20 protein-coding genes and 1 pseudogene are annotated in these 22,829 nt (G+C 66.0%); 9 read left to right on the forward strand and 12 right to left on the reverse strand.

What is annotated here, in order from left to right; genetic code table 11:
- Nucleotides 1-86: 86 nt before the first annotated feature.
- Both DIE13_RS18620 and DIE13_RS18625 read right to left on the reverse strand, forming a co-directional pair.
- Entirely contained in the window at nucleotides 87-1,172 is a 1,086-nt protein-coding gene (locus DIE13_RS18620) for a C40 family peptidase (RefSeq protein ID WP_124828516.1), read from the reverse strand.
- Nucleotides 1,173-1,410: 238 nt separating this feature from the next.
- Entirely contained in the window at nucleotides 1,411-3,240 is a 1,830-nt protein-coding gene (locus DIE13_RS18625) for a PhoH family protein (protein ID WP_124828517.1), read from the reverse strand.
- Between DIE13_RS18625 and DIE13_RS33705 the strand changes: the two are divergent.
- Nucleotides 3,136-3,380: pseudogene (locus tag DIE13_RS33705) on the forward strand (hypothetical protein); the annotation flags it as partial. The gene DIE13_RS18625 and the pseudogene DIE13_RS33705 sit on opposite strands and share 105 nt — an antisense overlap.
- A 192-nt stretch (nucleotides 3,381-3,572) precedes the next feature.
- Here DIE13_RS33705 and DIE13_RS18635 read toward each other — a convergent pair.
- From DIE13_RS18635 to DIE13_RS18675, 9 genes are all read right to left on the reverse strand, one after another.
- Entirely contained in the window at nucleotides 3,573-4,034 is a 462-nt protein-coding gene (locus tag DIE13_RS18635; RefSeq protein ID WP_124828518.1) for a peroxiredoxin, read from the reverse strand.
- Nucleotides 4,035-4,142: 108 nt separating this feature from the next.
- Nucleotides 4,143-5,039, reverse strand: coding sequence for a polysaccharide deacetylase family protein (locus tag DIE13_RS18640; protein ID WP_124828519.1), 897 nt, complete (start codon nucleotides 5,037-5,039; stop codon nucleotides 4,143-4,145).
- A 12-nt stretch (nucleotides 5,040-5,051) separates the two neighbouring features.
- The gene (locus DIE13_RS18645) at nucleotides 5,052-6,107 is read right to left on the reverse strand and encodes a bifunctional UDP-4-keto-pentose/UDP-xylose synthase (protein WP_096503041.1); all 1,056 of its coding nucleotides are present in this window, start codon (nucleotides 6,105-6,107) and stop codon (nucleotides 5,052-5,054) included.
- Complete coding sequence (locus tag DIE13_RS18650) at nucleotides 6,104-7,051, reverse strand: formyltransferase (RefSeq protein WP_124828520.1); 948 nt, start codon at nucleotides 7,049-7,051, stop codon at nucleotides 6,104-6,106. The genes DIE13_RS18645 and DIE13_RS18650 overlap by 4 nt, the downstream gene beginning before the upstream one ends.
- Nucleotides 7,048-8,070, reverse strand: a complete 1,023-nt coding sequence (locus DIE13_RS18655) for a glycosyltransferase (protein WP_124828521.1) — start codon at nucleotides 8,068-8,070, stop codon at nucleotides 7,048-7,050. Before DIE13_RS18655 ends, DIE13_RS18650 begins: the two co-directional genes overlap by 4 nt.
- Nucleotides 8,071-8,076: 6 nt before the next feature.
- On the reverse strand, nucleotides 8,077-9,228 hold the full coding sequence (locus DIE13_RS18660; protein WP_124828522.1) for a DegT/DnrJ/EryC1/StrS family aminotransferase: 1,152 nt from the start codon (nucleotides 9,226-9,228) through the stop codon (nucleotides 8,077-8,079).
- 131 nt (nucleotides 9,229-9,359) lie between these two features.
- Nucleotides 9,360-9,731, reverse strand: coding sequence for an EamA family transporter (locus tag DIE13_RS18665; RefSeq protein ID WP_096503033.1), 372 nt, complete (start codon nucleotides 9,729-9,731; stop codon nucleotides 9,360-9,362).
- Between the two features lie 13 nt (nucleotides 9,732-9,744).
- Nucleotides 9,745-11,421, reverse strand: coding sequence for a glycosyltransferase family 39 protein (locus DIE13_RS18670; RefSeq protein ID WP_124828523.1), 1,677 nt, complete (start codon nucleotides 11,419-11,421; stop codon nucleotides 9,745-9,747).
- 121 nt (nucleotides 11,422-11,542) lie between these two features.
- Nucleotides 11,543-11,917, reverse strand: a complete 375-nt coding sequence (locus DIE13_RS18675; RefSeq protein ID WP_124828524.1) for an Mth938-like domain-containing protein — start codon at nucleotides 11,915-11,917, stop codon at nucleotides 11,543-11,545.
- A 316-nt stretch (nucleotides 11,918-12,233) separates the two neighbouring features.
- On the opposite strand from DIE13_RS18675, the gene DIE13_RS18680 reads away from it, so the two are divergent.
- The 6 genes from DIE13_RS18680 (at nucleotide 12,234) to DIE13_RS18705 (ending at nucleotide 18,612) form a co-directional block, all read left to right on the forward strand.
- Nucleotides 12,234-13,472, forward strand: coding sequence for a pyridoxal phosphate-dependent aminotransferase (locus tag DIE13_RS18680; protein ID WP_124828525.1), 1,239 nt, complete (start codon nucleotides 12,234-12,236; stop codon nucleotides 13,470-13,472).
- A 60-nt stretch (nucleotides 13,473-13,532) separates the two neighbouring features.
- Nucleotides 13,533-14,861, forward strand: coding sequence for a homoserine dehydrogenase (locus DIE13_RS18685; protein ID WP_124828526.1), 1,329 nt, complete (start codon nucleotides 13,533-13,535; stop codon nucleotides 14,859-14,861).
- 14 nt (nucleotides 14,862-14,875) lie between these two features.
- Nucleotides 14,876-16,327, forward strand: a complete 1,452-nt coding sequence (thrC, locus tag DIE13_RS18690) for a threonine synthase (protein ID WP_124828527.1) — start codon at nucleotides 14,876-14,878, stop codon at nucleotides 16,325-16,327.
- 273 nt (nucleotides 16,328-16,600) lie between these two features.
- Nucleotides 16,601-17,848 (forward strand): gephyrin-like molybdotransferase Glp, encoded by a 1,248-nt coding sequence (gene glp, locus DIE13_RS18695; protein WP_124828528.1) that lies wholly within the window; start codon nucleotides 16,601-16,603, stop codon nucleotides 17,846-17,848.
- Nucleotides 17,849-17,867: 19 nt separating this feature from the next.
- Nucleotides 17,868-18,125, forward strand: a complete 258-nt coding sequence (gene moaD / locus DIE13_RS18700; protein ID WP_006758354.1) for a molybdopterin converting factor subunit 1 — start codon at nucleotides 17,868-17,870, stop codon at nucleotides 18,123-18,125.
- Between the two features lie 10 nt (nucleotides 18,126-18,135).
- Nucleotides 18,136-18,612 (forward strand): molybdenum cofactor biosynthesis protein MoaE, encoded by a 477-nt coding sequence (locus tag DIE13_RS18705; protein WP_124828529.1) that lies wholly within the window; start codon nucleotides 18,136-18,138, stop codon nucleotides 18,610-18,612.
- 49 nt (nucleotides 18,613-18,661) lie between these two features.
- On the opposite strand, the gene DIE13_RS18710 is transcribed toward DIE13_RS18705, so the two are convergent.
- Nucleotides 18,662-19,219 (reverse strand): group III truncated hemoglobin, encoded by a 558-nt coding sequence (locus tag DIE13_RS18710; protein WP_124828530.1) that lies wholly within the window; start codon nucleotides 19,217-19,219, stop codon nucleotides 18,662-18,664.
- A gap of 277 nt (nucleotides 19,220-19,496) precedes the next feature.
- Here DIE13_RS18710 and DIE13_RS18715 point away from each other — a divergent pair, with 277 nt between their 5' ends.
- A complete protein-coding gene (locus tag DIE13_RS18715; RefSeq protein ID WP_124828531.1) occupies nucleotides 19,497-20,015 on the forward strand; it encodes an Rrf2 family transcriptional regulator in 519 nt (172 codons plus the stop codon).
- 155 nt (nucleotides 20,016-20,170) lie between these two features.
- Nucleotides 20,171-22,768 carry an ATP-dependent chaperone ClpB gene (gene clpB, locus DIE13_RS18720; RefSeq protein WP_124828532.1) on the forward strand — a complete coding sequence of 866 codons (2,598 nt, stop codon included), beginning with the start codon at nucleotides 20,171-20,173 and terminating at the stop codon, nucleotides 22,766-22,768.
- Nucleotides 22,769-22,829: the final 61 nt, after the last annotated feature.

Below are 22,829 nucleotides of genomic sequence, written 5' to 3' on the forward strand. Positions count from 1 at the left end.
CGCATTTTCTTTTGGGTGACGCAAATGCGACGGTGCAGCGAATGGCCGATGCGGGGGCGACGTCGCGGCAGGGAACGAGAGGCGGGCTAGTAACTGCCGTTCGCGAAGCGGGCGATCGGATCGTCGGCCGTGCCGGTGCGGGCGCCGGCGGGCGCGGATTGCGTAGAAGCACGCAGCACCTGCACGGGCTCGGCACCGCGCGGCGACGGTGCGACTGCTGCGGATGGCGGTTCGGCATCGAACGCGGCAGCCTGCGCGGCCGTCAGCGCCGTCGTCGGAATCGGTGAGCCGATCTCGGCCGGGTTGGCGGGCGCGGCATTAGCCGTCATGACGTTCATGTCGTCATTCGTCGCTGTTGCCTGTGACTGAGCGGCCTGCATGCGAGGCGGCGGCGGTTCGTACGGATCGGCTGCAGCAGCGGCCGGAGCAGTCATTGCGGCAGCCATGACCGGTGCGGCCGGCATCATCGGGGCAGGCGACGGCGTCGCACTGGCTTGCGGCGCGACATAGGCCGGCTGTCGCGGCGCGGCGGCCGTTACGACAGGGACGGGAGCAGCGGCGGCCACCGGCGCGGTGCGCGGCGCATCGTGCCGTGCCTCGTAAGTCGGTGCATCGAACGGCGTCGGGGCCGAGCGCGGCGGCGCGACGCGGCGAATGCCGTCGAAGCGCTTCGCCCAGTACGGGTTCGTCAGGTAGTCGAGCCGCACGGTGCCGCCGGTCGATGGCGCATTGACGAAACGCAGTTTGCCGACATAGATCCCGACGTGCGAATGCGGCCGTCCGGTCGTGTTGAAAAAGATCAGGTCGCCTGGCGCAACCTGGTCGGGATCGATCGACACGCCGCGGCTGCTCATGTCGGCGGTCGTGCGCGGCAGGTTCACGTCGGCCGCGCGGCCGATCACATAGCGCACGAGCCCGCTGCAGTCGAAGCCGCTCGTCGGCGTGTTGCCGCCCCAGCGATACGGGACGCCGACGAGGCTCATCGCCTGGATCGAGATTTCCTCCTGGCCGACGCTGTGGTCGACGAATTTCGGGAAATTGGCAGGTGCCGGGAATGCACGCGGCGTCGTGATCCTCATGCCCGACGCGGAACGCGAAGCCGACTGCTGCGGCACGCTGGAGCAGGCCGCAAGCAGCGAAACGACGACGACGGGAGCGCAGATTCGAAGCATGGCAAGGCGGACGAGCGCGGCGCGCTCGCGAATCGTATGACAACAGACAGACCCGATGGTAGACGTACCGGCGGGGCTTAAGCAACCATTCCTGAGAATTTACTTGAAGTTTCGCGTGTAAGTGATGCTGTTCGGTAACGAAGCATGACCAACGTTTCCGACCCCAAAATAAAAACGGCGCTCCGGGAACGGAGCGCCGCGAGACGTCGAAAGCCGACCGGGCGGTCGGCGGGGCGCGTTACAGGATGTCCGACGCGTAGTCGGCCAGGCGAGAACGTTCGCCACGCGCGAGGGTCACGTGACCGCTGTGGCCCCAGCCCTTGAAGCGATCGACGACGTAGGTCAGGCCCGAGCTGCCTTCGGTCAGGTAAGGCGTGTCGATCTGTGCGATGTTGCCGAGGCACACGATCTTCGTGCCGGGGCCCGCGCGCGTCACGAGCGTCTTCATCTGCTTCGGCGTCAGGTTCTGCGCTTCGTCGATGATCAGGTACTTGTCGACGAACGTGCGCCCGCGCATGAAGTTCATGCTCTTGACCTTCAGGCGCGAACGGATCAGTTCCTGCGTGGCCGCGCGGCCCCATTCGCCGGCCGCGTCGTCGGTCTTCTGCAGCACTTCGAGGTTGTCGTCGAATGCACCCATCCACGGCTGCATCTTCTCTTCCTCGGTGCCGGGCAGGAAACCGATGTCCTCGCCGACGGGCACGGTCGCGCGCGTCACGATGATCTCGTTGTAACGCTTGTCGTCGAGCACCTGTGCGAGGCCGGCCGCGAGCGCGACGAGCGTCTTGCCGGTGCCGGCCTGGCCGAGCAGCGTGACGAAGTCGATCTCGGGGTTCATCAGCAGGTTCAGCGCGAAATTCTGCTCGCGGTTGCGCGCGGTAATGCCCCACACGTTGTTCTTGTGGTGGCTGTAGTCGCGCAGCGTCTGCAGCAGCGCCGTCTTGCCGTTCAGTTCGCGCACGATCGCGTGGAACGTCGGCTCGCCGTTCTGCGGCTCGAGATAGACGAACTCGTTGACGAGCATCGACGCGACGAGCGGGCCCGTCACGCGATAGTAGGTGGTGCCCGTCTTCGTGTCCTGCCAGCTCTCCATCCCCTTCGCGTGCCTGGTCCAGAAGTCCTGCGGCAATTCGCGCACGCCGTTATAGAGGAGGTCCTTGTCTTCGAGTACCTGGTCGTTGAAGTAGTCTTCCGCCGGCAGGCCGAGCGCATGCGCCTTGATTCGCATGTTGATGTCTTTCGACACCAGCACGACCTGGCGATCCGGCCGGTCGCGCTGCAGCGCACGTACGACACCGAGGATCTGATTGTCGGCCTTTCCCTCGGGGAGGCCCTCGACCGGCGCGATGTCGGTCAGCTTCGTCTGGAAGTACAGGCGGCCGAGTGCCTCGCGGCTGCCGAGGCGCGACAACGGAATGCCGGTCGAGATCGGGCCGCCGTCGGCTACCAGTGCGTCGAGCGTACGGCTGACCTGACGTGCGTTGCGCGCGACTTCGGACATCCCCTTCTTGTGATTGTCGAGTTCCTCGAGCGTCATCATCGGCAGATAGACGTCGTGTTCCTCGAAGCGGAAGAGGCTGCTCGGGTCGTGCATCAGCACGTTGGTGTCGAGCACGAACAGCTTCTGCAACTCGGCCTCGGCGGGCTTGCGGCTGCGCGACTTCGTCGCGGCACCGGCATCGCGCGCGGGCGCGGCGGCCGGTTTGCCGGCGGCCGGCTTGTCGTTGCGTGCGACGACGGGCGTCGCGGGCGTTTCAGGAGCGGCGGGTGCCGCGGGTTCGACCGGCTGCGGGATAGGTTGCAGCAGTGCGGCCGTTTGTCTGGTCTTGCGGCCGCGGGCGGGCGTGCTCGCGGTTTCCTGCGCCGATGGCGCGACGGCGCGTAACGGCGCGCTCGTATTCGCGGCTTCGGTCATCGGTTGGGCCACGCTGGCCGGGCCGTAGTCACCGGCTGTGGATGCGTCCCCTTCGGCGGATTTCTTCGCGGCTTTCGCGGGCCGCGCTTTCGCCTTGTATTCGTCGGGCGGCAGAAGGCTGCCGAGCTTGCTGGGGGGAGTAGGCAAAGGCATGGTGTCCCTCGGGAGGAATCGTGTCGCATGAAGTGCGCCGCTGATCGCATCCTGCGTGACGTAGACGCATGCAGTTTGCGCGCGGTGGCGCACAGGAATTTCGTCTAGCCGGTTCGCCTAAGTGTCGGTCAACTCCTTGACGGGGTGGGCAGTGGACCGAGAGCCGCCGCCCAATCCATAAAAAAAGCCGCTGCCCCGTGGACCGGGACATGCGGCTCGGCTGATACCGTCGTGATGCGCGTCAGGTGCCGGGAAGCATCGCAACGGGCACCGGCGCAGCTACGAGAAATATGGGGCGAACTGGCATTCATTGCGGCCCAATATAACGCGGCTCAAAGCGCTTGTACAGCACTTAGCACGTCGTCCACATGACCCGGCACCTTGATGCCGCGCCATGCCTGGCGAAGCACGCCGTCGGCATCGATCAGGAACGTCGAACGCTCGATTCCGCGTACTTCCTTGCCATACATTTTCTTCATTTTGATGACATCGAACAGCGTGCACAGCGCTTCGTCGGCATCAGAAATCAGCGGGAACGGCAATTCGAGCTTGGCCTTGAAGTTGTCATGCGAGCGCAGGCTGTCGCGCGACACGCCGATCACTTCGGCGCCGGCTTTCTTGAACTTCGGATAGAGATCGCGGAACTGCAGGCCTTCGGTGGTGCAGCCCGGCGTGTTGTCCTTCGGATAGAAATACAGAACGAGCTTCTTGCCCTTCAGGTCGGACAGCGAAATGTCGCCGCCCGTAGCCGGTGCGGTGAAATCGGGAACTTGACGGTCAACTTCGACGGACACGTGTTTCTCCTGTTGTTATGGAAAGGCGCCGCGGCGGCGGCGCGGTTCGGCAGCGCGTCGCGCCGGCACGCCGCAAGAGCGGAGGGCGGCGCCGGCTCGCGCGCGAACTCAGTCGGGCTGGACGATCAGCTCGCCGGAGCGGCCAGGGATCTCGCCCCACGTGACAGGGTACGATGGCAGCGAGTCGCGGTCCAGCGTCGCGTGGTAGTCGCCCATCGTCGCAAACGTATGGCCTTGCGCACGCCAGCCGGCGAGCAACTGCTCGAATACCGGTGCGAGCTTCTGGCCTTCCAGTTCCGCATGCAGCGTGAACACCTGGTCGTGCGGATTGGTTTCGGTGAACCTGAGGATGTGTGCGGCAACGTTGTGCGTATCGACGCCGTCGACGCCGAGCACCTCGTCGAGCGTCGGCAGCGTGGTAGGCATCTGCACGTGCGACAGCGTGCGGCCGCCGACCACCGGCAGGTACGGCGAATGGCCGCGGCCGTCGGATGCGTAGCGCATCCCCCAGGCGTCGATCTGCTCGAAGGCCGCGTCGTTCATCTGCCAGCCGGCCGCGCCGTGCGTGACGGGCGGCGCGCCGAAGACCTCGGCGAAGCGTGCGTGGCTCTTCTGCATTTCACGCGCGGTCCAGTCGCGATCGCGCACGCGGACGTTGTCCTGCCAGTACACGTGATCCCACGTATGGATCCCGCATTCGAAGCCGGCTTCGTGGATCGCGCGCATGTCGGCGATCGCACGGCGGCCGATGTCCGGGCCGGGCAGCAGCACGCCGTACATCAGTTGCTTCACGCCGTAATGCTCGACCACCGACGTGCGCGACACCTTCTTCAGAAAGCCGGGGCGGAACACGCGCCGCAGCGCCCAGCCCGTGTGATCGGGCCCGAGGCTGAAGAGGAAGGTCGCGCGCGCGTTGAAGCGGTCGAAAATGCGTGCGAGGTTCGGCACGCCTTCGCGCGTGCCGCGCAGCGTGTCGACGTCGATCTTGAGGACGATACGAGCCAAGCGAGCGTCCCGTCAGTTCTGCTGCTCGACGAGCGCACGCGCGTCGCCGACATGGCCGCGATACGCTTCGAAGATCTTGCGCAGTGCTTCGTCGAACGTCGACTGCGGCGCCCACGCGAGTTCCTGCATCGTGTTGTCGATCTTCGGCACGCGGTTCTGCACGTCCTGGTAGCCGTTGCCGTAGTAGGCGCCCGACGTCGTTTCGACGAGCTGAACCTGCTTCGCGGAGTCGGCGTATTCCGGGAATTCGGCGGCCAGTTCGAGCATCTTGTGCGCGAGCTCGCGAACCGAGAAGTTGTTTTTCGGATTCCCGATGTTGTAGATCTTGCCCGTCGCGACGCCGTCCTTGTTCTCGATGATCTTCATCAGCGCGCTGATGCCGTCGTCGATGTCGGTGAACGCGCGCTTCTGCGAGCCGCCGTCGACGAGGCTGATGTTTTCACCGCGCACGATGTGGCCGAGGAACTGCGTGACGACGCGCGAGCTGCCTTCCTTCGGCGTGTAGATCGAGTCGAGGCCCGGGCCGATCCAGTTGAACGGGCGGAACAGCGTGAAGTTCAGGCCTTCCATCCCGTAACCCCAGATCACGCGGTCCATCAACTGCTTCGAGCACGCGTAGATCCAGCGCGGCTTGTTGATCGGGCCGTAGGTGAGTGCCGATGCATCCGGATCGAACTGCTCGTCCGAGCACATGCCGTAGACCTCGGAGGTCGACGGGAACACGAGGTGCTTGCCGTACTTGACGGCCGAACGCACGATCGGCAGGTTCGCCTCGAAGTCGAGTTCGAACACGCGCAGCGGCTGCTGGACGTAGGTGGCGGGCGTCGCGATCGCCACGAGCGGCAGGATCACGTCGCACTTCTTCACGTGATACTCGACCCACTCCTTGTTGATCGTGATGTCGCCTTCGAAGAAATGCATCCGCTCGTGGTTGACGAGATCGCCGAGCCGATCGGTCTGCATGTCCATGCCGAACACTTCCCAATCGGTGGTTTCAAGAATGCGCTTCGACAGGTGATGGCCGATGAAGCCGTTCACACCCAGGATCAGGACTTTTTTTGCTTTCATGAATGACGGGAAGAATGAATGAACTGCGCGAATTCCGCGGGCGTCACGACGGTTTCGCTGCCGTCGCGTTGCTGCCACAGCTCGAGAATGGATAGGGCGCGGCTGTCGCCGCAGACGCCGAATAGCGCATTATCGCTTACGTGCAGGCCGGGCGGCAAATCTGCCGCGGCCGCGGCAGCCGGGCTGCCGGGCGCCGCCAGGCGCGCGCGGGCGATGATGAAGCGCGTGCCGCCGACGTCGGTAAACGCGCCCGGATACGGGGGCGCGACCGCGCGCACCAGGTTGTAGACCTGCGCGGCCGGCTTCGACCAGTCGATGCGGCCGTCCTCCGGCTTGCGCCCGCCGTAGTAGCTGCCCGTCGACAGATCGTTCGGCAGATGCGGCGCCTCGCCCGCGAGCAGCGCCGGCAGCACGCGCCAGAGCGTCTGCTCGGCGGCGACCGTGACCTTGTCGAATACCTGCGTGGCCGTATCGTCCGGCAGGATCGGCACTGCGGTCTGACCGATGATCGCGCCGGCGTCGGGCTTCGCGGCCATCTCGTGCAGCGTCGCGCCGGTTTCCGTTTCGCCGTTCAGCACGGCCCAGTTGGTCGGTACCCGACCCCGGTATTTCGGCAGCAGCGAGCCGTGCATGTTGTACGCACCACGCGGCGCGATCGCGAGCAGGTCCACCGGCAGCATGTGACGGTAGTAGAACGAGAAGATGAAGTCCGGCCGTGCGTCGGATACCGCACGGCGCAGTGCCGGATCGGCGGGGTCGGCCGGCGTGAGAACCGGGATTCCATGCTCGGCGGCAACCGACGCGACACTGCCGAACCAGATGTTCTCGTTCGGGTTGTCCTCGTGCGTGACGACGAGAGCGACGTCGACGCCGCGTGCCAGCAGCACCTGCAGGCAGCGCACGCCGACGTTGTGATACGCGAAGACGACGGCGCGCGGCTTCATTGCATTTGCCCCGTGCGATGAGCGCCGCCCGGCACTGCCGGCACGCCTTCGTGCTGTTCGAGCACCGCCTGGATCAGGTAGCGCGGCCGTGCGCGTACCTGCTGGTAGATGCGGCCGACGTATTCGCCGAGCAGGCCGAGCGCGAACACGATCACGCCGAGCAGGAAGAACGTGATCGCGAACAGCGTGAACACGCCTTGCACTTCCGCGCCGACGATGAAGCGGCGCACGAGCAGCAGCACGAACAGTCCGGCCGAGCCGAGCGACAGGATCACGCCGATGAACGACAGCCACTGGAGCGGCACGACGGAAAAGCCGGTCACGAGGTCGAAGTTCAGCCGGATCAGGCTGTACAGCGAATACTTCGACTGGCCTGCGAAGCGCTCCTCGTGCGCGACCTCGATTTCGGTCGGGTTCTGCGCGAACGTGTACGCGAGCGCCGGGATGAAGGTGTTGACTTCGCCGCACACGTTGATCGTGTCGATGATGCGGCGGCTGTACGCGCGCAGCATGCAGCCCTGGTCGGTCATCTTGATCCGCGTGATGCGCTCGCGCAGCCGGTTCATCATCAGCGAGGCCTTGCGCCGCCACAGGCTGTCCTGGCGCTGCTTGCGGATCGAGCCGACGTAGTCGTAGCCCTCGCGCATCTTCGCGATCAGCTTGCCGATTTCCTCGGGCGGGTTCTGCAGGTCGGCGTCGAGCGTGATGACGATTTCGCCGCGCGACTGCGCGAAGCCGGCGAGGATCGCCATGTGCTGGCCGTAGTTGCCGTTGAGCAGCACGACGCGCGTCGTGTCGGGGCGCGCGTGGAACTGGTCGGCGAGCATGGCGGCCGAGCGGTCGCGGCTGCCGTCGTTGATCAGGATCACTTCGTACGACGTGCCGAGTGCGTCGAGTGCCGGGTACAGCCGCGCGAACAGCGCGGCCAGCCCATCTTCCTCGTTGTACACGGGGATGATGATCGATACTTCCGGATTCGCGGCGCCCGGATGCCCGGCGCGTGCTTCAAGGTGACTCATGTACGCTTATTTTCCGTATTGTTCGCAAATCTGGTTGATGGCGTCGGCCACGCGACGCACGTCGTCTTCGGTCATCTGCGTGAAGAGCGGCAGCGTGACGGTCGACGCGCCGTACCGTTCGGCGTGAGGGAACATGCCCTCGGCAAAGCCGCGCGCGCGATACAGCGTGAACAGGTGGATGGCCGGGTAGTGCACGCCCGTGCCGATGCCGCGTTCCTTCATCTGGGCCATGAAATCGGCGCGCGAGATCGACAGCCGGTCGAGCGGCAGCGTGACCTGGAACATGTGCCAGTTGCTGTTCTCGAAATCGGCGACGGGCAGGCCGAGCCCGAGCTTCACGGCCGGGCCGCCGCCGAGCGCGGCGAAATACGCGCGCGCGAGCGCACGGCGCTGCGCGGTGAAGCGTTCGAGGTGCGGCAACTGGCCGAGGCCGACGCGCGCGGCGACATCGGTCAGGTTGTACTTGCCGCCGAGCACGTCGCAGTCCATCCCGTCGAAGCCGGTGCGCGTGATGCCCTGCAGCCGGTACTTCTGCGCGAGCGTCGCCTCGTCCTCGCTGTTCAGCACGAGTGCGCCGCCTTCGATCGTCGTCAGGTTCTTGTTCGCGTGGAAGCTGAACGACACGATGTCGCCGATCGCGCCGATGCGTTTGCCGTTCCACGTCGAGCCGAGTGCCTGCGCGGCATCCTCGATCACGCGCAGGTTGTGTGCGCGCGCGATTGCGTACAGGCGATCCATGTCGACCGGCAGGCCGGCCAGGTACACGGGGATGATCGCCTTCGTGCGCGGCGTGATCGCCTGCTCGAGCTTGTCGAGGTCGATGTTGCGCGTGATCGGGTCGATGTCGGCGAACACGGGCGTCGCGCCCGTCTCGAGGATCACGTTGCTGGTCGAGACCCACGATGCCGGTGTCGTGATCACCTCGTCGCCGGCGCCGACGCCCGCGATGCGCAGCCCGATCTCGAGCGTGCAGGTGCCCGAATTGAACGCGCGGACCGGCCGGCCGCCACAGTACTCGGACAGCGCGGCCTCGAATTTCTGGCTCTGCGGGCCGGTGGTGATCCAGCCCGAGCGCAGCACGTCGACGACGCCCTGGATGGTTTCCTCATCGATCTCGGGGCGGGTGAACGGCAGAAACGGAGCGGTAATCTGGCTCATGAACGCTTTGGCTCGTAATGGCGTGTAATAAAGGGGTCGGGCGATCCGGCCCGAAACCGGAATTAAACACCGGTTGGCGGATTCGCACCGTGATTTTTTGTAGGCGGACGCTTAATGTACGCCGGGCCCGCTCAACTGCGTGCGAGCACGACCACGCCGATCAGGATGATGCCGATGCCGATCAACCGCTGGACCGACATCACCTCGCCGAACAGGTACCAGGCCGCAAACGCGTTGACCACGTAGCCGAGCGACAGCATCGGGTACGCGATCGACACGTCGACCCGCGACAGCCCGAGAATCCAGACGACGACGCTCAGCACATAGCAGCCGAGGCCGCCGATGATCGGCAACTGGGTCGCGATCTTCAGTCCGACCGGGACGATGTTCGACGGCGTGAATTCGAAGTGCCCGACAGCGTTGACGCCGGCTTTCAGCAGAAGTTGCGCACAGGCGTTGAGCATCACGCCGGTGACGATACAGATGAGCGAAACGGGATTCATGCGATACGGGTCCTTACGATTGCGGTTTTTCGACGATCACGCGGCGGTTGTCGCGCGCGATCACGCGCATCGGCACGCCTTGCTTGACCAGCGCGTCGTATTCGCTGGGCGACATGATGGCGAGCGCGTGGGTTTCCTGATCCCAGCGCGCGATCCATTCGTCGACGGTCGGGATCCATTTGTCCGGCTCGACCGAGATCCCGAAGGCGAGTTCGTCCTGGCGGTGGACCATGATCGTCGTGTGGCCGACATAGAACGGGAACGTGTGATCGAGCATGTCGATCGAGTAGAACGGCGTGTCGGCCGGCAGTTTCGCCAGCTCCGCGCGTACGGTCGGTGCGAGCAGCGCGCCCGAGCTGTAACGGCCGAACTCGTCGTGGCCGGTGCCTCCGATCGTGCCGAACGCGAGCCATGCGGCGCCGAACGCGGTGATCGCGGCCGCGACGCCCGTGCGGCGGTTCAGCCACGCGGCGGCCAGCGTCAGGACGGCCGCGACCGCGAGACCCGCGTACAGCCACAGCTGGAACGCACGATACAGCGCATTCGGCGTGCGGGCGTCGCCCTGGTAGGCAAGGAAGATGATCCCGAACGCCGCCACGACGAGGAACACGAGGTAGCCGAGCAGGTGGCGGCGGAACCGGTCGGCGCTCATCAGCGGCAGGTACGCGCCGATCATCAGCGCGAGCGCCGGCGCGACCGGCAGCACGTACGAGATCAGCTTCGAATGCGATGCGCTGAAGAACAGGAAGATGAATGCGCTCCAGATCAGCAGCACGAGCATCGGCGCGAAGCCGTTGGGCTGGCGCGGCATGCGCAGCGCATGGCGGAGGCTCTGCCACGCGACCGACAGCCACGGCAGGAAGCCGACCAGCAGCACCGGGACGAAGTAGTAGAACGGGCCCGGGCGGTTCTGTTCCGGGGTCAGATACCGGCGGAACTGCTGGACAATGAAGAAGAAGTTGAAGAATTCCGGGTTGCGCTGCTGGACAAGCACGAACCACGGCGTGACGATCGCGAAGAAGATCACCAGGCCGCTCACCAGGTACAGGCGTTTCCACAGCGCCCAGTCGCGCGCGATCAGCGTATAGAGCACCAGCACGGCGCCCGGCAGGATCAGGCCGACGAGTCCCTTGGACAGCACGGCGAACGCCATCGCGGCCCAGCACGCCCACATCCAGCCGCGCACGGCGCCCGCGCTCAGGCCGGGCCGCTGCGCGAGCAGCAGCGAGCAGAGCGACAGCGCCATCCAGAACGCGAGCCCCATGTCGAGCGCGTTGAAGTGGCCCATCAGGTTCCAGTACGGCGAGCACGCGAGCACGACGGCCGCGAGGAAGCCGGACAGCGGGTTGAACAGGCGCGCGCCCGTGAAGCCGACCAGCAGCACGCCGGCGAAGCTGGCGAGCCCCGTGTAGAGGCGGGCCTGCCATTCGCCGATGCCGAACCACGCGAACGTCAGCGCATTCAGCCAGGTCTGCAGCGGCGGCTTCTCGAAGTACTTGTAGCCGTTGTAGCGCGGCGTGATCCAGTCGCCGGTGACGAACATCTCGCGCGCCATCTCCGCGTAGCGGCCTTCGTCGCTCGGGATCAGGTGGCGCAGCCCGAGCGGCGCGAACCAGACGATCGCGAGCGCGACGAGCAGGAGGACGAGCGTGATGCGATTGAGCGGTAGCCTCGACGGCGTATCGTTCATGGGTTTTCAGCCTGTTGGTTGTTGTGACGGGCCGCCGGGGCGTTGCGCCCGGGGGCGGGCGGCCGGGTGTCGATCCGGGGGGGCGATCGGCGCGCCGGCCGGAGTTTTACCGCATCGGGGATTAACGTTCAATTAAGAGCGCGGCGGCGACTTTGCGGCCCTCGGCCATCAGGATGTTGTAGGTGCGGCAGGCGGCCTGGAAATCCATCGTCTCGACGCCGATCCGCTTGGCCGTGAGCGCGGCCACGAGGCGCGGGTGCGGGAAGCGCAGCCGCGCGCCGCTGCCGAAGATGACGAGCTCGGGCGCCGGCTCGAGCAGCGTCGCGAAATGCTCGGGGGTGAGCGCATCGAACGACGACACGGGCCAGTCCCGGACCGGTGCGCCGGGCAGCACGATGACGCTGCCCTCATGGCGCTGGAGGTTGACGTCGACATAATCGGGGCCGTAGCCGGTGACGGTGTTGAGCGCGCCGCTCGCGTCCTGGTGCAGTTTCAAATCGGTATTCCGCGTTCCGTAGGGGGAATGTCTGGCAAGGGCCGCACGGCCCCGGGCGGCCGGTTTCGCGCGCCGGCACGCACGGGACGCCTGACGGCGCGGGCCCGGAGCGGCTATGGTGCATTGCGAAAGTCGGCCAAAATCCGCTAAATTATAACTTTTTGGTTGCCCCCGGGCGCCACTTGCGTCGAGCGCTGCCACAAGCTGCGTCCGGCCGCCCGCTTTTTCCCCAGTCTAGACAGCGCGCACAGACCGGCCGCTCTCCAGTTTTGATCCCGTCCCCCGGCCGCGAGGCCAACCCAGGAACCGTGTCGTCGTGAAACCGATTCAGAAGTCGAACAAGCTGCTCAACGTGTGCTACGACATCCGTGGCCCGGTGCTCGAGCACGCGAAGCGCCTCGAGGAAGAAGGCCACCGCATCATCAAGCTGAACATCGGCAACCTCGCGCCGTTCGGTTTCGACGCGCCGGACGAGATCATCCAGGACATGATCCGCAACCTGCCGGCATCGTCCGGCTATTCGGATTCGAAAGGCGTGTTCTCGGCCCGCAAGGCCGTGATGCATTACACGCAGCAAAAGGGCGTCGTCGGCGTCGGTCTGGACGACATCTACATCGGCAACGGCGCGTCCGAGCTGATCGTGATGGCGACCCAGGCGCTGCTGAACGACGGCGACGAAGTGCTGCTGCCGGCGCCCGACTACCCGCTGTGGACGGCCGCCGTGAGCCTCTCCGGCGGCACGCCCGTGCATTACGTGTGCGACGAGCAGAACGCGTGGATGCCCGACCTCGACGACATCCGCCGCAAGATCACGCCGAACACCAAGGCGATCGTCGTGATCAACCCGAATAACCCGACCGGCGCGCTTTATTCCGACGAATTGCTGCTCGAACTGCTCGAGATCGCGCGCCAGCACGGACTGATCGTGTTCGCCGACGAGGTCTACGACAAGATCGTCTACGACGGGCTCGAGCACACGGCGCTGGGTTCACTGTCGGAGGACGTGATCACGGTGACCTTCAACAGCCTGTCGAAGAGCTATCGCTCGTGTGGCTATCGCGCGGGCTGGATGGCCGTGTCGGGCCTTGGCGGCGACAACCGCCGGCATGCGAAGGATTACCTCGAGGGGCTCGGGATCCTGTCGTCGATGCGGCTGTGCGCGAACGTGCCGGGGCAGTTCGCGATCCAGACGGCGCTCGGCGGCTACCAGAGCATCAACGAGCTGATCGTGCCGAGCGGGCGCCTGTACAAGCAGCGCGAACTCGCGTACGACATGCTCACGTCGATTCCCGGCGTGACCTGCGTGAAGCCGCAGGCCGCGCTGTACATGTTCCCGCGTCTCGATCCGAAGCTCTATCCGATCCAGAACGACCAGCAGTTCATCCTCGACCTGTTGCTCGAGGAGCGCGTGCTGCTCGTGCAGGGCACGGGTTTCAACTGGGCGGCGCCGGATCACTTCCGCGTGGTGTTCCTGCCGAACCTCGACGACCTGACCGATTCGATCAACCGGATCGCGCGCTTCCTCGACGGCTACCGCAAGCGCCATTCGGCCTGAGCGGACAGGATCACACGGCATTCCCTCATTCCCTAATCTCACTCATCGATCACACGCAGCATGGAACCGATCAAAGTTGGCCTGTTGGGCTTCGGCACCGTAGGCAGCGGCACCTTCACGGTGCTGCGCCGCAACCAGGAAGAAATCAAGCGACGCGCGGGACGCGGCATCGAGGTGGCGCGCATTGCGGTGCGCAACCCGGCCAAGGCGCAGGCTGCGCTCGGCGGTGACGCCGCTGCCGCGCAGATCACCGACGATTTCAACGCGGTCGTCGACGATCCGTCGATCTCGATCATCGCCGAGATGATCGGCGGCACGGGCATCGCACGCGAGCTCGTGCTGCGCGCGATCGCGAACGGCAAGCACGTCGTGACGGCGAACAAGGCGTTGCTCGCGGTGCACGGCACCGAGATCTTCGAGGCCGCGCGCGAGAAGGGCGTGATGGTCGCGTTCGAGGCGGCCGTCGCCGGCGGCATCCCGATCATCAAGGCGCTGCGCGAAGGCCTGACCGCGAACCGCATCCAGTACATCGCGGGCATCATCAACGGCACGACGAACTACATCCTGTCGGAAATGCGCGACCGCGGCCTCGACTTCGCGACCGCACTGAAGGCCGCGCAGGAGCTCGGCTACGCGGAAGCCGATCCGACCTTCGACATCGAAGGCGTCGACGCCGCGCACAAGGCGACGATCATGAGCGCGATCGCGTTCGGCGTGCCGGTCCAGTTCGACCGCGCGTACGTCGAAGGCATCAGCAAGCTCGATGCGACCGACATTCGCTACGCGGAAGAGCTCGGCTACCGGATCAAGCTGCTCGGCATCGCGCGCCGCGCCGAACACGGCATCGAACTGCGCGTGCACCCGACGCTGATCCCCGAGAAGCGCCTGCTCGCGAACGTCGAAGGCGCGATGAACGCGGTCGTCGTGCACGGCGACGCGGTCGGCACGACGCTGTACTACGGCAAGGGCGCGGGCGCGGAACCGACCGCATCGGCGGTCGTCGCGGATCTCGTCGACGTCACGCGCCTGCACACGGCCGACCCCGAGCATCGCGTGCCGCACCTCGCGTTCCAGCCGGACAGCCTGTCCAGCACGCCGATTCTGCCGATCGACGAGGTGACGAGCGGCTACTACCTGCGCCTGCGCGTGGCGGACCAGACGGGCGTGCTCGCCGACATCACGCGCATCCTTGCCGCGGCGGGCATCTCGATCGATGCGCTGCTGCAGAAGGAATCGGAGCAGGTCGACGACGCCAACGGCGAAACCGACATCATCCTGATCACGCACGAAACGATCGAGAAGCACGTCAATGCGGCGATCGCGCAGATCGAAAGCCTCTCGACGGTCGTCTCGAAGGTGACGAAGCTGCGCATGGAAGCGCTGAACTGAGGACCAGGAACGACATGAACTACATCTCCACGCGCGGCGCCGGCATCGGCGAGCGCCATACGTTCTCCGACATCCTGCTCGGCGGTCTCGCGAAGGACGGCGGGCTCTACCTGCCGTCCGAGTACCCGCAGGTTTGCGCCGACGAGCTCGTGCGCTGGCGCACGCTGTCGTACGCGGATCTCGCGTTCGAGATCCTGTCGAAGTTCTGCGACGACGTGCCGGCCGACGACCTGCGCGCGATCACGCGCCGCACGTACACGGCTGCCGTATACAGCAACACGCGCCACGGCGAGAACGCGTCCGACATCACGCCGCTGAAAACGCTCGGCATCGAGAACGGCGCGACGCTGTCGCTGCTCGAACTGTCGAACGGCCCGACGCTGGCGTTCAAGGACATGGCGATGCAGTTGCTCGGCAACCTGTTCGAGTACACGCTCGCGAAGCACGGCGAAGCGCTGAACATTCTCGGCGCGACGTCGGGCGACACGGGCAGCGCGGCCGAATACGCGATGCGCGGCAAGGCCGGCGTGCGCGTGTTCATGCTGTCGCCGCACAAGAAGATGAGCGCGTTCCAGACGGCGCAGATGTTCAGCCTGCAGGATCCGAACATCTTCAACCTAGCGGTCGAAGGTGTGTTCGACGACTGCCAGGACATCGTGAAGGCTGTGTCGAACGATCATGCGTTCAAGGCGCAGCAGAAGATCGGCACGGTCAACTCGATCAACTGGGCGCGCGTCGTCGCGCAGGTCGTGTACTACTTCAAGGGCTATTTCGCGGCGACGCAGTCCAACGACGAGCGCGTGTCGTTCACGGTACCGTCGGGCAACTTCGGCAACGTGTGCGCGGGCCACATCGCGCGGATGATGGGGCTGCCGATCGCTAAGCTCGTGGTCGCGACCAACGAGAACGACGTGCTCGACGAATTCTTCCGCACCGGTGCGTATCGCGTGCGCAGCGCCGAAAACACGTACCACACGAGCAGCCCGAGCATGGACATCTCGAAAGCGTCGAACTTCGAGCGCTTCGTGTTCGACCTGCTCGGCCGCGATCCGGCGCGCGTGATGCAGCTGTTCCGCGACGTCGAGGAGAAGGGCGGCTTCGATCTCGCAGCGAGCGGCGATTTCTCGCGCGTGGCCGAATTCGGTTTCGTGTCGGGCAGCAGCAGTCATACGGACCGTATCGCGACGATCCGCGATGTGTTCTCGCGCTACGACACGATGATCGATACGCACACCGCCGACGGCGTGAAGGTCGCGCGCGAGCATCTCGACGCGGGCGTGCCGATGGTCGTGCTCGAGACTGCGCAGCCGATCAAGTTCGGCGAGACGATCCGCGAAGCGCTCGATCGCGAAGCCGAGCGGCCGGCCGCATTCGACGGGCTCGAGGCGCTGCCGCAGCGTTTCGAGGTCGTGAAGGCCGACGCGCAGCAGGTGAAGGACTTCATCGCCGCTCATACGGGCGCATGATGTGCCGCCGGGCGCGAGCCCGGCGTGCAGGCAGGGCGGCCGGAATGCCGATTCGTCGAACGGATTGGGGTTCCGGCCGTTCTGCTTTGCGGCGCGGCGGCCGAAGCATCGGCACGGGCCCGTGCGGGTGCCGCCTGCCCGGGGCACCATGAAACAAGTATCAACCCCGCACATTCGCGCCGATCACAGTTTTCGCATGTCGGCCATATCGCGCGCGCGCGTGATGGCGTCGCTACAATGGCGTATTGACTCCAACGATCCCCGATTCCATCGATGTCGAACCCGAATTCCGCGGCGCCGCGCGCGCCGATGCTGTCGACCGCCGAAGCGCTCGCCGCACTGCTCGATGCCGCGAAACCGCTGCCCGGCGCCGAAACCGTCGCGACGCTCGATGCGCTCGGCCGCGTGCTGGCGGTCGATGTGAGTTCGTCGCTCGACGTGCCGCCGATGCATACGAGCGCGATGGATGGCTATGCGGTGCGCGTCGCCGACCTGCTGCACGGCGAGCGGCGCCTGCCCGTGTCGCAACGGATCCCGGCCGGCCATCCGGCCGCGCCGCTCGCCGCGGGCACGGCCGCGCGGATCTTCACCGGCGCGACGGTGCCGCCGGGCGCCGACGCGGTCGTGATGCAGGAGCAAACATCGGCCGACGGCGACGCGGTCGAGATCCTGCACACGCCGAAAGCCGGAGAATGGATCACGGCGCAGGGCGCGGACATCCGCCAGGGTTCGGTGATCCTGCCGGCCGGCACGCGCCTTACGCCGCAGGCGCTCGGTCTGGCCGCATCGGTCGGCTGCGCGCAGTTGTCGGTCGCGCGGCGGATCCGCGTCGCGGTGTTCTTCACCGGCGATGAACTGACGATGCCCGGCGAGCCGCTGAAGCCCGGTGCGATCTACAACTCGAACCGCTTCACGCTGCGCGGGCTGCTGGAGCGGCTCGGCTGCCACGTGACCGACTACGGGATCGTGCCCGACTCGCTCGCGGCGACGCGCGATACGCTGCGCGAAGCCGCGCGCGATCATGACGTGATCCTGACGAGTGGCGGCGTATCGGTCGGCGACGAGGATCACGTGAAGCCGGCCGTCGAGGCCGAAGGGCGGCTCGCACTGTGGCAGATCGCGATGAAGCCCGGCAAGCCGCTCGCGTTCGGCGCGGTGCGCCGCGGCGACGATCGGCCCGATGCGCACTTCATCGGGCTGCCCGGCAATCCGGTGTCGAGCTTCGTCACGTTCCTGTTGTTCGTGCGGCCGTTCCTGCTGCGCCTGTCCGGCGTGCGCGACGTCGCGCCGCGCGCGCTGTCGCTGCGCGCGGACTTCTCGCAAAGCAAGGGCGACCGGCGCAACGAATTCCTGCGCGCGCGCGTCAATGCGGCCGGCGGCCTCGACATGTTCCCCAACCAGAGCTCGGCGGTGCTGACGTCGACGGTCTGGGGCGACGGCCTGATCGACAATCCGCCGCAGCACGCGATCAGCGCCGGCGAGACCGTGCGTTTCATTCCGTTTTCCGAACTGCTGTCGTAACGCGACGGCTTCCCGATCCATGAAGATTCAACTGAAATTCTTTGCAAGCGTGCGCGAGGCGCTGGGCGTGTCCGACGAACAGGCCGACGTGCCGGACGGCGTGACGACCGTCGGCGACGTGCGCGCGTGGCTGCGCCTGCGCGGCGGCGCGTGGGCCGAGACGCTCGCCGAAGGGCGTGCGTTGCGCATGGCGTGCAACCACGAGATGACCGACCCCGACACGCGCCTCACCGACGGCTGCGAGGTCGCGTTCTTTCCGCCGGTGACGGGCGGCTGAGGGGCTTGTCATGGCTACGGTACGAGTCCAGACCGACGATTTCGACCTGAACGCCGAAGTGGCGGCGCTGCGTGCGCGCAACCCGAAGATCGGGGCGGTCGCGTGTTTTGTCGGCACGGTGCGCGACCTGAACGAAGGCGACTCGGTCGCCGTGATGGAACTCGAACACTATCCGGGGATGACCGAGAAGGCGCTCGAGAAGATCGCCGCCGAGGCCGGCCGGCGCTGGCCCGGCATCGAGGTCGCGATCGTGCACCGTGTCGGCAGGCTGTTGCCGCTCGACCAGATCGTGATGGTCGCGACGGTTGCATCGCATCGCGGCGATGCGTTCGCGTCGTGCGAGTTCGTGATGGACTATCTGAAGGCCGAGGCGCCGTTCTGGAAGAAGGAAACGACGCCGGACGGCGAGCGCTGGGTCGATGCCCGCAGTACCGACGACGCCGCGCTGGCGCGTTGGGGCGTCGACTCGGGCAACACGCCGCGTTGAGCGCGTCGTCCTCGTTGCGGCGATGTGCCGCAGGCGCCGGCTTGCCGCGTTACGCGTCCGGATCGGTGCCGCGCCCGATGATCTTCGTCGGAAACGGCTCGCCGCGGGCGCGTGACGGCAGCGCATGCGCATCGTCGTCGTCGCGGCGGCGCGGCGCGATCGCATCGAGCAGCGCCTGCTGCTCGGGCGGAATCTGATAATCCCAGCCGAAGCGGCTCAACTGCAGGCTTTGTGCGATCCGCAGCGCGGGTTCCATGAAGCGGATCGCCGCGGGCGGCGTGTAGCGTGCCTCGACGGTCTTCAGGAACAGCGACAGCCAGCGGCTGAAGTGCGCGGATTCGATCCCGTCGAGCGGCTGGTGCGCCTGCTGCACGTTGCCGCGATAGCCCTTGGTGCCGAGCACGAGGCTCGACCAGAAGCTGACCATCTTCGACAGATGATCGTCCCAGCGGCCGTTCAGCTTCGCGTCGAATACGGGCCCGAGCAGCGGGTCGACGCGGACGCGATCGTAGAACGCGTGGACGAGGTCGCGGATGTTGTCTTCGGTCGGTTCGGCGTCGCGGGGGCGGGCCGGTGCGGTATCGGGCGAGGCGGGCAAGGCAGTCATGACAAGAAAGGCCGGGGAAAATCGGGGCATTGGCTGGCGCCGGCGACGCGTCGACATGACGCAGGTGCGGTCGATGCGCAGGACGCCGACAGGATTTTGACGCAAAATAGCGTCCACCAAGGTCTGAGAAATGTGCGGACCACATGCATCTTATTGCGTGCAGGCCGTCCGGGCAACCCGGACTCGCCAGGCGGCAGTCAAAAGCCCGTCCGGCGCGCGTTCCCGGTGAGCGGGGGCGCAAAATCGGGGCACGATCGATAATTTTCCGTATTCGCTCATGAGACTCACCGACTACACCGACTATTCGCTGCGCGTAATGCTGTACCTTGCGGTGCGCGGCGAGGGGCTCGCGACGATCCAGGAGATCTCGGACGCCTACGGCATCTCGAAGAACCATCTGATGAAAGTGGTGCAGCAGCTCGGCGAGCTCGGCTGGGTCGACACGGTTCGCGGTCGCAACGGCGGGTTGCGGCTCTTCCCCGAATCGCTGGCGCTGACGGTCGGTCAGGTCGTGCGCGCGACCGAGAGCGATTTCGCGCTGGTCGGCTGCTTCTCCGCAGACGCTACCGAGTCGCGCGGCTGCGTGATCGAGCCGCAGTGCCGCCTGAAGGGCGTGCTGGCGGCCGCGCGCGATGCATTTTTTGCCGAACTCGATGGTCATACCGTCGGCGAACTGGCCGCGCCTGCGTCGCCGCTCGTTGCGCTGCTCGGCATTCGGCCGATCGCGCTCGTGCGTGCCGAGACGTCGGCGCCCGACGCGCCTGCGTCCGCCGGGTCGCCGTCGAAGGCCGGCTGACGCGCGCGCCGCACCCCGTCACCCGGCTGCAGCCGGCCGGCAGGCCGCTGTGGCGCCGCCCATCGATTTTTGCGCTGAATCAACCCGAATTTCGCTTGAAACCCGCATAACCATCCTCATCTTGGTGTTAATCGAAAATTGGAGGTCTCGACAAAATGAGAATCGACAAGCTCACCACCAAGTTCCAGGAAGCACTCGCGGACGCGCAAAGCCTTGCGGCAGGCCGCGACAATCAATACATCGAACCCGTTCACGTACTGGCGGCACTCGTCGCGCAGCAGGACGGCTCCGCCCGCTCGCTGATGTCGCGCGCGGGTGTTCACGTGCAGGCGCTGCAAGGCGCGCTGAACGAGGCGATTTCGCGCCTGCCGCAAGTCACGGGCACGGGCGGCGACATCCAGATCGGTCGTGAGTTGGCCGGGCTGCTGAACCAGGCCGACAAGGAAGCGCAGAAGCTCAATGACACGTTCATCGCGAGCGAGATGTTCCTGCTCGCCGTGTCCGACGACAAGGGCGAAGCCGGCAAGCTCGCACGCCAGCACGGCCTCACGCGCAAGGCGCTCGAAGCCGCGATCGCGGCGGTACGCGGCGGCTCGCAGGTGCACAGCCAGGATGCCGAAAGCCAGCGCGAGGCGCTGAAGAAGTACACGGTCGACCTGACCGAGCGCGCTCGTGCAGGCAAGCTCGATCCGGTGATCGGCCGCGACGACGAAATCCGTCGCTCGATCCAGATCCTGCAGCGTCGTACCAAGAACAACCCGGTGCTGATCGGCGAGCCGGGCGTTGGCAAGACCGCGATCGTCGAAGGGCTCGCGCAGCGGATCGTCAACGGCGAAGTGCCCGAGACGCTGAAGGGCAAGCGCGTGCTGTCGCTCGACATGGCCGCGCTGCTCGCGGGCGCGAAGTATCGCGGTGAGTTCGAGGAGCGCCTGAAGGCGGTGCTCAACGACATCGCGAAGGACGAAGGCCGGACGATCGTGTTCATCGACGAGATCCATACGATGGTCGGTGCCGGCAAGGCCGAAGGCGCGATGGATGCGGGCAACATGCTCAAGCCTGCGCTGTCGCGCGGCGAGCTGCACTGCATCGGCGCCACCACGCTCGACGAATACCGGAAGTACATCGAGAAGGACGCTGCGCTCGAGCGCCGCTTCCAGAAGGTGCTGGTCGACGAGCCGAGCGTCGAGGCGACGATCGCGATCCTGCGCGGGCTGCAGGAGAAGTACGAACTGCACCACGGCGTCGACATCACCGACCCGGCGATCGTCGCCGCGGCCGAACTGTCGCACCGCTACATCACGGACCGCTTCCTGCCCGACAAGGCGATCGACCTGATCGACGAGGCTGCATCGAAGATCAAGATGGAAATCGATTCGAAGCCCGAAGAGATGGACAAGCTCGACCGCCGGCTGATCCAGCTGAAGATCGAGCGCGAAGCCGTGAAGAAGGAGCAGGACGAAGCGTCGCAGAAGCGCCTGCAACTGATCGAGGAGGAGATCGATCGCCTCGGCCGCGAGTATGCGGACCTCGAGGAGATCTGGACCGCCGAGAAGGCCGCGGTACAGGGCAGCGCGCAGCTCAAGGAAGAGATCGAGAAGGTGCGCGCCGACATCGCGCGTCTGCAGCGTGACGGCAAGCTGGAGAAGGTCGCCGAACTGCAGTACGGCAAGCTGCCGCAACTCGAATCGCAACTGAAGCAGGTCACGCAGGCGGAAGAGCAGGAGCAGCACAACCCGACGCGTCCGCGGCTGCTGCGCACGCAGGTCGGTGCGGAAGAAATCGCGGAAGTCGTGTCGCGCTCAACCGGGATTCCGGTGTCGCGGATGATGCAGGGCGAACGCGAGAAGCTGCTGCACATCGAGGAAAAGCTGCACGAGCGCGTGGTCGGCCAGGATGAGGCGATCAGCGCAGTCGCCGATGCGATCCGTCGTTCGCGCGCGGGTCTCGCCGATCCGAACCGCCCGTACGGCTCGTTCCTGTTCCTCGGCCCGACGGGCGTCGGCAAGACCGAGCTGTGCAAGGCGCTGGCGTCGTTCCTGTTCGATTCCGAGGAGCACTTGATCCGCATCGACATGAGCGAGTTCATGGAGAAGCACAGCGTCGCGCGACTGATCGGCGCGCCGCCGGGCTATGTCGGCTACGAGGAAGGCGGCTACCTGACCGAAGCCGTGCGCCGCAAGCCGTACAGCGTGATCCTGCTCGACGAGATCGAGAAGGCGCATCCGGACGTGTTCAACGTGCTGCTGCAGGTGCTCGACGACGGTCGCATGACCGACGGGCAGGGGCGCACGGTCGATTTCAAGAACACGGTGATCGTGATGACGTCGAACCTCGGCTCGCAGGTGATCCAGGCGATGACGGGTTCGCCGCAGGAAGAGATCAAGGACGCGGTGTGGCTTGAGGTGAAGCAGCACTTCCGCCCGGAATTCCTGAACCGGATCGACGACGTCGTCGTGTTCCATGCGCTCGACCGCAGCAACATCGAGTCGATCGCGAAGATCCAGCTCGCACGCCTGCACGACCGGCTCGCGAAGCTCGACATGGCGCTCGACGTGTCACCGGCGGCGCTCGAACAGATCGGCAAGGTCGGCTACGATCCGCTGTTCGGCGCGCGGCCGCTGAAGCGCGCGATCCAGCAGGAGATCGAGAACCCGGTCGCGAAGCTGATCCTCGCGGGCCGCTTCGGTCCGAAGGACGTGATCCCGGTCGACGTCAACGACGGCACGTTCGTGTTCGACCGGGTCGTGCACTGATCGAGCGTCAGGCCGCCCGCCCGGTTCGCACCGGGCGCGCAAAAACAAACACCCCGCTCAG

This window comes from Burkholderia sp. Bp9016 (genome assembly GCF_003857765.1).
In the GTDB taxonomy this organism is placed as follows: Bacteria; Pseudomonadota; Gammaproteobacteria; order Burkholderiales; family Burkholderiaceae; genus Burkholderia.

Bases quoted from the DNA above. Each gene is read 5' to 3' on its own strand.
- DIE13_RS18620 (WP_124828516.1), bottom strand. From the start codon at position 1,172: ATGCTTCGAATCTGCGCTCCCGTCGTCGTCGTTTCGCTGCTTGCGGCC.
- DIE13_RS18625 (WP_124828517.1), bottom strand. From the start codon at position 3,240: ATGCCTTTGCCTACTCCCCCCAGCAAGCTCGGCAGCCTTCTGCCGCCC.
- DIE13_RS18645 (WP_096503041.1), bottom strand. From the start codon at position 6,107: ATGAAAGCAAAAAAAGTCCTGATCCTGGGTGTGAACGGCTTCATCGGC.
- DIE13_RS18650 (WP_124828520.1), bottom strand. From the start codon at position 7,051: ATGAAGCCGCGCGCCGTCGTCTTCGCGTATCACAACGTCGGCGTGCGC.
- DIE13_RS18655 (WP_124828521.1), bottom strand. From the start codon at position 8,070: ATGAGTCACCTTGAAGCACGCGCCGGGCATCCGGGCGCCGCGAATCCG.
- DIE13_RS18660 (WP_124828522.1), bottom strand. From the start codon at position 9,228: ATGAGCCAGATTACCGCTCCGTTTCTGCCGTTCACCCGCCCCGAGATC.
- DIE13_RS18665 (WP_096503033.1), bottom strand. From the start codon at position 9,731: ATGAATCCCGTTTCGCTCATCTGTATCGTCACCGGCGTGATGCTCAAC.
- DIE13_RS18670 (WP_124828523.1), bottom strand. From the start codon at position 11,421: ATGAACGATACGCCGTCGAGGCTACCGCTCAATCGCATCACGCTCGTC.
- DIE13_RS18685 (WP_124828526.1), top strand. From the start codon at position 13,533: ATGGAACCGATCAAAGTTGGCCTGTTGGGCTTCGGCACCGTAGGCAGC.
- thrC (WP_124828527.1), top strand. From the start codon at position 14,876: ATGAACTACATCTCCACGCGCGGCGCCGGCATCGGCGAGCGCCATACG.
- glp (WP_124828528.1), top strand. From the start codon at position 16,601: ATGTCGAACCCGAATTCCGCGGCGCCGCGCGCGCCGATGCTGTCGACC.
- moaD (WP_006758354.1), top strand. From the start codon at position 17,868: ATGAAGATTCAACTGAAATTCTTTGCAAGCGTGCGCGAGGCGCTGGGC.
- DIE13_RS18705 (WP_124828529.1), top strand. From the start codon at position 18,136: ATGGCTACGGTACGAGTCCAGACCGACGATTTCGACCTGAACGCCGAA.
- DIE13_RS18710 (WP_124828530.1), bottom strand. From the start codon at position 19,219: ATGACTGCCTTGCCCGCCTCGCCCGATACCGCACCGGCCCGCCCCCGC.
- DIE13_RS18715 (WP_124828531.1), top strand. From the start codon at position 19,497: ATGAGACTCACCGACTACACCGACTATTCGCTGCGCGTAATGCTGTAC.
- clpB (WP_124828532.1), top strand. From the start codon at position 20,171: ATGAGAATCGACAAGCTCACCACCAAGTTCCAGGAAGCACTCGCGGAC.